This is a genomic window from Streptomyces sp. NPDC091281 (genome assembly GCF_044757425.1).
In the GTDB taxonomy this organism is placed as follows: domain Bacteria; phylum Actinomycetota; class Actinomycetes; order Streptomycetales; family Streptomycetaceae; genus Streptomyces.
On sequence record NZ_JBIVUY010000003.1, the window covers coordinates 381919 to 389842 of the forward strand.

General features: G+C 73.9%; 5 protein-coding genes. 1 reads left to right on the top strand and 4 read right to left on the bottom strand.

The genetic code is table 11. The features are described from left to right. Positions 1–461: 461 nt before the first annotated feature. Positions 462–1898 carry a cytochrome P450 gene (locus ACIQPQ_RS09870; RefSeq protein ID WP_383777581.1) on the bottom strand — a complete coding sequence of 479 codons (1437 nt, stop codon included), beginning with the start codon at positions 1896–1898 and terminating at the stop codon, positions 462–464. 346 nt (positions 1899–2244) lie between these two features. Here ACIQPQ_RS09870 and ACIQPQ_RS09875 point away from each other — a divergent pair, with 346 nt between their 5' ends. Beyond that, positions 2245–3006, top strand: coding sequence for a VC0807 family protein (locus ACIQPQ_RS09875; RefSeq protein WP_401302101.1), 762 nt, complete (start codon positions 2245–2247; stop codon positions 3004–3006). A gap of 75 nt (positions 3007–3081) precedes the next feature. Here ACIQPQ_RS09875 and ACIQPQ_RS09880 read toward each other — a convergent pair whose 3' ends face one another. The 3 genes from ACIQPQ_RS09880 to ACIQPQ_RS09890 form a co-directional block, all read right to left on the bottom strand. Then, entirely contained in the window at positions 3082–3918 is an 837-nt protein-coding gene (locus tag ACIQPQ_RS09880; protein WP_401302104.1) for an alpha/beta fold hydrolase, read from the bottom strand. 64 nt (positions 3919–3982) lie between these two features. After that, positions 3983–5116: an alpha/beta hydrolase gene (locus tag ACIQPQ_RS09885; RefSeq protein WP_401302107.1), complete on the bottom strand. Its 1134-nt coding sequence runs from the start codon at positions 5114–5116 to the stop codon at positions 3983–3985. 25 nt (positions 5117–5141) lie between these two features. Continuing rightward, positions 5142–7859, bottom strand: coding sequence for a thioester reductase domain-containing protein (locus ACIQPQ_RS09890; protein ID WP_401302110.1), 2718 nt, complete (start codon positions 7857–7859; stop codon positions 5142–5144). Positions 7860–7924 lie beyond the last annotated feature (65 nt).

The following is a 7924-nucleotide window of genomic DNA, read 5'->3' on the forward strand; positions in this document are numbered from 1 at the left end:
CGGCGCCGGTGGCTCCGGGAGCGCCGGGACGAAGGCCCGTCGGGGTGCCCGTGCCGGGACCCGCCGGGGTGCCGGTCGTGGCTCCGGTGGCCGAACGGGCCCCGGGTGCCGGGGGGTTCACGCTCTCCCGGACGGGATCGGTCTCCCGCCGGGAGTCCGACGCGTTCTCCCGAGCCTGTGCGTCTTCTGGCAACACGGCCACTGCCTCCGCCCTACGGATCAAGCACATGTCCTGGCCGCGCTCTCCGGCCGGAGCCGACCGCCCGCGCGACGCGGGACGGTCGATGGTTGCGATGCGCTCACCGGGCCGGGCCGCGATCGGTGGTTGCGATGCGGACGTCGGCCCCGACGCGGTCTCATCCTGGCGGCTGCCCGCGGGCGAGTCCCGCGGGCAGCCCCCGGTCTAGGGAGACTTCTACTAGTTCCGCCCTGGTCAGGGGGGTCGGGCCAGGGCGGTCGGGTCAGCGCCGCCGGTGGGCGACGACCTCCAGGCCGCCGCGCGGCTGGAGGGTGAAGTCGCTCGTGACCCGGTCGGGCGCCGGGCCGACCGGCTCGAACTCCCAGTGGCGGCTGAGCGTGGCCAGCGCCATGACGCCCTCCATCTGGGCGAAGACGTTCCCGATGCACTGGCGGGGACCCGCGCCGAACGGCAGGTACGCCAGCTTGGGGCGGCCCGCGGCCCGCGCCTGCCCCAGGAGCGGGTTCGCCGGGTCGGGCTCCTCGTCGGCGAGGAACCGCTCGGGGGCGAACCGTTCCGGCTCCGGCCACCAGGTGCGGTCGCGGTGCAGGACGTACGGGCTGACCATCAGGACGCTGTTGCGGGGGATGAAGTAGCCGCTCGCGGCGTAGTCCTCCAGGGCGCGCCGCACCAGCACCCAGGCGGGCGGGAAGAGGCGCAGGGCCTCCGAGTAGACCGCGTCGGTGTACTTCAGGCGGGGCAGGTCCTCGACGGTGGGCAGCCGGTCGCCGAGGACCTCGTCGATCTCGGCGTGCATCTTCGCCCGGATCTCGGGATGGGTGCCGAGCAGGTGGTAGGCCCAGGTGAGGGAGCCGGACGAGGTCTCGTGACCAGCCATCAGCAGGGTCATCGCCTCGTCGCGCAGCTCCTGGTTCGTGAGGTGCTCGCCGGTGTCGGCGTCGGTGACGGTGAGCAGCACCGAGAGCAGGTCGTCGCCGTCGCCGGGGCCCTTGCGGCGGTCCTCGATCATGCCGTAGACGATCTCGTCGACCGTTTTGAGGCCGCGCTTGAACTGGCGGTTGGCGGGCAGCGGCAGGCGCAGCAGGATCTTCCCGAAGGGGCTGAGTTCCCAGCGCAGCGGGCCGCCCTCGCGGGGGAAGGCGCGCCGGATGCTCTCGGCGGCCTCGCTCTCCAGCGACACGTCGAAGAGGGTGCGGGTGACCATGCCGAGGGCCAGCTCGTACATGGCCTCGTGGAAGTTGAAGCGGGCGCCGTCCTGGAGGGCGTCGGAGGCCTCGCCGGCGATGGTGGCGAAGGCCTCGCCGTATCCGGCGATCCGGCGGCGGTGGAAGATCGGCTGGATCAGGCGGCGTTGGCGGCGGTGGTAGGTGCCGACGCTGGTCACCAGGCCTTTGCCGAGGACCCGTTCGAGGCTGGAGCCCCAGTCGTCGGGGCCGGGGCCGACCTTCTGGGCGTCTTTGTCGAAGCGCTTGCTGGACGCGATGATCACGTCCTGCACGACGTCGAAGTCACTGATGAGGAACGCGTCCACCTTTCCCATCGGGACGCGCACCACCGGCCCGTGCTCGTCGCGCAGCCCGTTCAGGTAGCGCGGGACGTTCCGGATGACCTCGCGCATGTCCCGCAGCCGCATGGGTCCGGGGACCGGGATGGATTCCGTGGGGGCGGGCGAGTCGGGGGTGGTCTGTACGTCGGTCACAGATGTCTCCAGGATCGGCGGAGAGGTGACAAGAAGGGGCGGGTGGGGACGGATCGCGGCACGCCGTGGCGGGTGTGAAGGCCGGTTCGCGGCGCTGCGACGCGGGTCCGGGCGGTGTCGCGCACAGGTCCGGACTTGGTGGCCGACCGTAACAGCGCGTGGCCGAAACACTCGGTGCGGCCGGTGAGTTCTAGGGATTTCCAGAGACCGGGCGGGGGCACACGACCCGTATCGTTGCGGAGGCGAACACCGGACGTGCGCCGGTGGGGCACCGCCCGTCGCGGCCGGGTTCCGGCGCGGCGGCGGCCCCTTCACCACCGCGCACGTCAGATCGGACGGAGAGCGCATGACCAGCGGCGGCACCACTCTGCCGGACCAGTCCTCCCCCCACCCTGCGGGCGGCCGCGGGCCCTCCCGCGGCCCGGACCGCGCCGACTCGGGGCCCCCGGTGCTGGTGACGGTCCTGGTCGACCTCGCCGCGCCGATCGGCCTGTACTACGGGCTGACGGCGGCCGGGGTCGACGACCTGATCGCGCTCACCGCGGGGGCGGTGGTGCCCGCGGTCGCCACGCTGTGGCGGTTCGCGCGGACCCGGCGCATCGACGTGCTCGGCGTCTTCGTGACGACGATGCTGGTGCTGAGCCTGGTGGTGTCGGCGGTGGGCGGCAGCGCGCGGCTGCTGCTGGTGCGCGACGGCTGGCTGACCGGCGTCGCCGGACTGGGCTTCCTGGTGTCGCTGCGCGGGCGCCGCCCGCTGGCGTTCGGGTTCTCCCGGCGGCTGCTGGAGCGGCGGTCGAAGGGCGGCCGGGACTGGGACGAACTCTGGGAGGAGAACGCCCGGTTCCGGCGGATCTGGCGGGTCACCACGGTGATCTGGGGCATCGGCCTGCTGGTCGACTCCGGGGTGCGCACCCTGATGGCGTACACCCTGCCCGTGCACCTCGTGCCCGCCCTCAACGGCGCGCAGTACGGCGTGTTCACGCTGCTGATGCTGGTGATCGTGAACATCTACCACGCGCGGGCCGGGCTGTGGCCGATCCTGTCGCCGCCGGACGAGCGGCACGACGGGCAGGAGTCGGCGAAGGACCGCCGCCCGCACGGCCGTTGACCCCCACCCACGCGGCCGTTGACCGACGCCCGCCCGTTGCCCCCTGTCCGCAGGGCGACCGGCGGGCGGTACGCGTCAGGCCTGCCCGGACCGCTCGCCCGCCGTCGCCGACGAGGAAGTCGGCGAGGCCGGGGCCGGGGTGGTGAGGAACGCGTCGAGGGCGGCGGTCAGTTCGGCGGGCTTCTCGACGGGGAGTTCGTGGCCCGCGTCGATGATGCGGACGGTGGCGTCCGGGTAGGCCTTGGCCATGCGCAGCATCTGCTTCACCGGCAGCTGGATGTCGTGGTAGCCGTGGATCATCAGCGTCGGCGTGCGGATCTCCCCGGCCCGGTCCAGCACGTCGAACGCCCGCATCGCGCCGTACAGCGTCATGACGACCTCGCGCGGGGTGTCACCCGACGACTTGACGTAGGCGCGGATCTCCTCGCGGGGGTAGCCGGGGGCGAAGGCGCGCTGGATGTTGGTGGCGACGAACAGTTTGTACGGGACGAGGGTGGAGGCCGCCATCAGCAGGCCCCGCCCCCGGTTGTAGACCATCCGGCCGATGGAGTTGACCAGCACCATCCGCTCCACCCGCTCGGGGTGGTCGAGGGCGATGGTCTGGGAGATCATGCCGCCCATCGAGTGGCCGACGATCACGAACCGGTCGACGCCCAGGTGGTCGAGGAGGGCGAGGACGTCCGCCGCCAGCTCCGCGACCGTCTTCACGCCCGCGCCGCCGCTCTCCCCGTGCCCGCGCAGGTCCAGCCGGATCACACGGCGGGTCTTCGAGAAGTGCGCCACCTGGTGGTCCCAGCGGTGCCGGTTCGCCGTCCAGCCGTGCACGAACACCAGGGGCACCCCGCCCGCGCCGTCGCGCGGCCCTTCGTCGTCGTACGTCAGTGCTGCGCCGTCGACTTCGAGCTGCGGCATGGGTGCCTCCTGCGTGGACGTCCTGGTTACTGCCGCGTACGGTAACCGGCTTCCGGGGCCGCCGTCACCGGCGCTCGCCCAGGAAGTCGAGGATGTGGCCGAAGACGTCGAGGGCGGCGCCCCGGCCGAGGAACGTGTCGAGGTGGCCGTAGCCGGGGATCTCGGTGTAGCGGACGTCGAGGTGGGGCTGCCGGTGGGCGAGGACCTCGTGGCAAAGTTTCTGCGAGTCGAGCCAGAGGCCGTTCTCGCTGCCCGCGAGGAGCAGCACCGGGGTGTCGATGCGGCCGGCCGCGTCGAGGGCGTTCGGCGGGAGCGCCCGGTAGCGGTCGTCGGTCTCGTGCCAGCGGACCACGGAGCGGGCCAGCTCGATGCGGCGCAGGTGGGGCAGTATCCACAGCGGCGCCGGGCCGAGCAGTTCGGCCAGCCGGTCGTGGGTGGCCTCGGACAGGTTCTCGTGGACGAAGAGCGAGGCGCCGCTCCCCCACGCCGAACTGTGCAGGATCTGGCAGGTCGGGTCGGGGCAGTCCGCCTTCCGCCCGGCGAGCGCGAACAGCGGCGTGTAGCGGGAACGCAGGCCCACCTTGCGGAAGTCGACCGGGATGTGGTCGACGCGGTTCTTCAGCAGCTCCCCCGCGACCGTCATGCGCAGCGAGGTGCGCCCCGCGAGCTTCGGGGTGAGGAAGACGCCCTGCGAGACGACGCCCGCGAGGCCGGGGACGAGTCCGGCGGCCATCGACAGGGACAGGGTGAGGGAGCCGATGCAGTGGGCGACGACGAACAGCGGCCGGTCGCCGACACGTTCTCGGACCGCCGCGACGGCCGCCGGGATGTCGTACAGGGCGACGTCGTCGTACGTGTAGCGCTGCCCGGTCTCGTTGTAGGGCAGGCGGCGGCTGCCGCGCCAGTCCAGCAGCCAGGGCTCGTAGCCGTCGTCGAGGAGGGAGTCGACGAGGTTGCGGGTCTCCGGGAGCAGGAACATGTCGGCGGACGCGGTGTGCCCGTGCAGCAGCAGCACCGCCGGACGGCCGCGCTCGCCCGGATCGACGCGGGTCAGGCCGAGGCGGACGCCGTCGGGGGCGTGGAAGGGGATCTCCTCCACGCGGGCCGGGTCGAGGCGGTGGCGCAGCGGGCGCAGCGCGGTGGTGGTGCGCACCCTGCGCAGGGCCCGCCGGGGCGCGGGGGTGGTCCGGAAGATCATCGGTGCTGCTCCGTGGAGTTCTCGGTCATCGGTGGCGCTCCGTGGGGTTCTGGGGGCGGCGCAGGTCGAGGAGGTCGGCGGCGGCGCGGGCGAAGGGACCGGCCAGGCCCCGGCCCATCTCCAGGCCGAACCAGGCCAGCCAGGTCAGCTTGGCGGTGCGCTTCTCCCGGCCGGTGAGGTGCGGGGCGACGCGGATGCCGTCGATCTGGTCGCGGACGTAGGAGTCGGCGGGCACGACGACCCGGCCGGTCAGCGCGGCCGGTTCGCCCTCGCGGCCGAGGGTGATGCTCAGGGTGCGGGTCTGCTGCCACAGGTCGCGGCGGGCCCGCGCGTACTTGTGGCCCTCCAGCCACCACAGTCCGCCGTCCGCGTCCCGCAACCGCAGCCGGTAGCGCAGGAGTTGGTGCTTCATGCCGTGGCGGTGCGGGATGCCCTCGTCGGGGCGGACCCACACGTCGCCGTGGACGACGGTGAGCGGCCCGGGGTGGGCGGCCGGGCAGACGACCTCGCCGGAGACGTCGACCCGGCGTTCCTTGACGAGTTGGTACATGCTCGCGATGGAGAGGGTGAGGGCCATCGAGCAGGGGCTGTCGGCGGTCCCGGCCGCCGCGCCGCCGTGGGCCTCACTGTCGTGGGCAGCGCCGTCGTGGGTAGCGCCGTCGTTCCCGGTGGGGCGTACGGAGCCCTCGGTGGTCTCGGCGAACCACAGGTAGGGCTGGTCGCTCTTCTGCGGGAGGCGGGCGAGGCCGTCGCCCGCGAGCTTCTCGAACGTCTTCAGCTGGGCCTGCGCGTCGTAGCGTGCGGCGGGCGGCAGGCCCAGCGCCTCCACGAGGGCGTCGGTGCGCTCGGCGGTGGCGGCCGGTCCCTTCAGGGTGGCCTCGCACAGCTTCAGCGCGGTCGGGCTCTGCAACACCCTTGCGAGGAAGCCGAGTTCGGGGACGGGTTCGGCCTCCAGGCGGGCGAGGGTGTCGGCGCGCCACTCGTCCCAGTCCTGGACGCGGACGTGCATGCCGCCGAAGGCCATGTCGCGGACCACGTCGTCCAGGGTGTTGGGGACGCCGGTGAGGTTGTAGTCGAAGCCCCAGGCGTCCGGTTCGCAGACGACGGCCACGGCGACCCGGCTCACCCAGTCGACGGGGGCCGCGTTGAGGTAGCGGAACGCCGGTACGGTGCGGAACCGGCCGAAGGCGGAGATCAGTCCGCTGCTGAGGTCGAGCGGGTTGTGGGCTCCGGTCTTCGTGTGGCCGCCGATGCCGCCGGGCCGCAGCGCGGACACGATCAGGCCGTGGTCGCGGGCCCGGCGCAGGGCCACCTCGGCGGCCCACTTGGACTGGTCGTAGCCCGCGATCAGCCGGTCGACGTGCGCGAAGGGGTCGTCCTCGCCCATCGAGGAGATGCCGACCTCGTTGAAGACGGCCACCGAGGAGATGTGGTGCAGCGGCTTCGGCCGTCCGGTGGCGGCGAGTTCGGCGAGGGTGAGGGTGCCGAGGACGTTGCTGGCGCGCAGCGAGGGGTAGCCGCGCAGGAAGTCCACGGCCGCCGCCACACCCACGATGCTGTCGATCTCGTGGGCGAGGGTGTCCCACAGCTCGTCCGGCAGGCCGAGGCGCGGGCTGCGGATGTCGCCGGGCAGCACGGTGACCCGGCGGCGGACCTCGGCGTTCCACGGCAGCCGGTAGCTGCGCAGCTGGCCGGCCAGGCGGGCGGTCGCGGCCGCCTCGTCGGCGCCGCGCACCAGGCAGTAGACGTGGGCGTCGCTGTGGCGCAGCAGGTCGAGCAGCATGTGCCCGCCGAGGAAGCCGCTCGCCCCGGTGAGCAGGATCCGGCGCGGCGGCACCGGCTCGGGCGACCGCACGAAGGGCAGCCGGTCGGCGAGCGCGAGGTCGGCCAGGATCTGGTCCAGGTCGGCGCGGCGGGCGGTGGTGTGCGGGGCGGGTTCGAGGGCGGTGGCCGGATACGGCGGGAGGGGCGCGGGGGCCGACTGGGCGGGGCGCGCGGGGACTGTCCGCGCGGGGACCGGGAGGGCGGGCGGCGCGGGGAGCGCGTCGGGCAGGGGCAGGGTGGTGACCGGCTGCGGGGCGCGCGGGGCCGGGACGGGGAGCGGGGGCGCGGCCGTCCGGCCCGCGGGACCGGAGGGGGCGGTGACTACGGCGGTGGGCCCGTGGGCGGTCTCCAGCCAGCGGCGGGCCAGGCTGACCGGCCGGGCGTCGGCGAACACGTCGTCCAGGTCCAGCTCCACGCCCAGCTCGCGCTCCAGCTCCGCCGCCAGCTCGACCGCGTGCACGGAACTGCCCCCGGCGTCGAAGAAGTCGGCGTCCACGTCCAGGTGCCCCTGGGGCAGATGACGCCCCGCCGCGGTGGCGATGGCGGCGGCCAGACCGTGCAGGTCGGGGGCGGGGGCGGTGGTCCCGTCCTGGGTCGGCGTGGGGGCGGCGGGGGCGGCTGCCCCGGCCGGGACGGCGGCGGCAGCGGCAGCGGCAGCGGCAGCAGTGTCGGCGTCGGCCGGGGCCTGCCGGGCTCCCCCGGCGCCCGCCACGGTCGGCGCTTCCGCGCCTGCTCCCCCAGCCGGCTCGGCCCCCGCTCCGGCCTCCGGTCCGGCCTCGGGGCCGCCCCCCGCTCCGGCCTCGGGTTCCGGCGTCATCACCATGGCCAGCAGGTCGCTCACGTCGAGCCCGAGCCCGCCGCGTTCGATCGCCTCGGCGGTCGCCCGCTGTCCGGCGTACGCCGCCGCCTCGTCGTTCATGTCACCCATCGGAGCCCTTCACGGTGTGCGGGGAACACCCCCGCGCCTACTGCCAACTGCTTTAG

Coding starts and splice junctions, on each gene's coding strand:
- ACIQPQ_RS09880 (WP_401302104.1), bottom strand. CDS start 3,918: ATGCCGCAGCTCGAAGTCGACGGCGCAGCACTGACGTACGACGACGAA.
- ACIQPQ_RS09890 (WP_401302110.1), bottom strand. CDS start 7,859: ATGAACGACGAGGCGGCGGCGTACGCCGGACAGCGGGCGACCGCCGAG.
- ACIQPQ_RS09885 (WP_401302107.1), bottom strand. CDS start 5,116: ATGATCTTCCGGACCACCCCCGCGCCCCGGCGGGCCCTGCGCAGGGTG.
- ACIQPQ_RS09875 (WP_401302101.1), top strand. CDS start 2,245: ATGACCAGCGGCGGCACCACTCTGCCGGACCAGTCCTCCCCCCACCCT.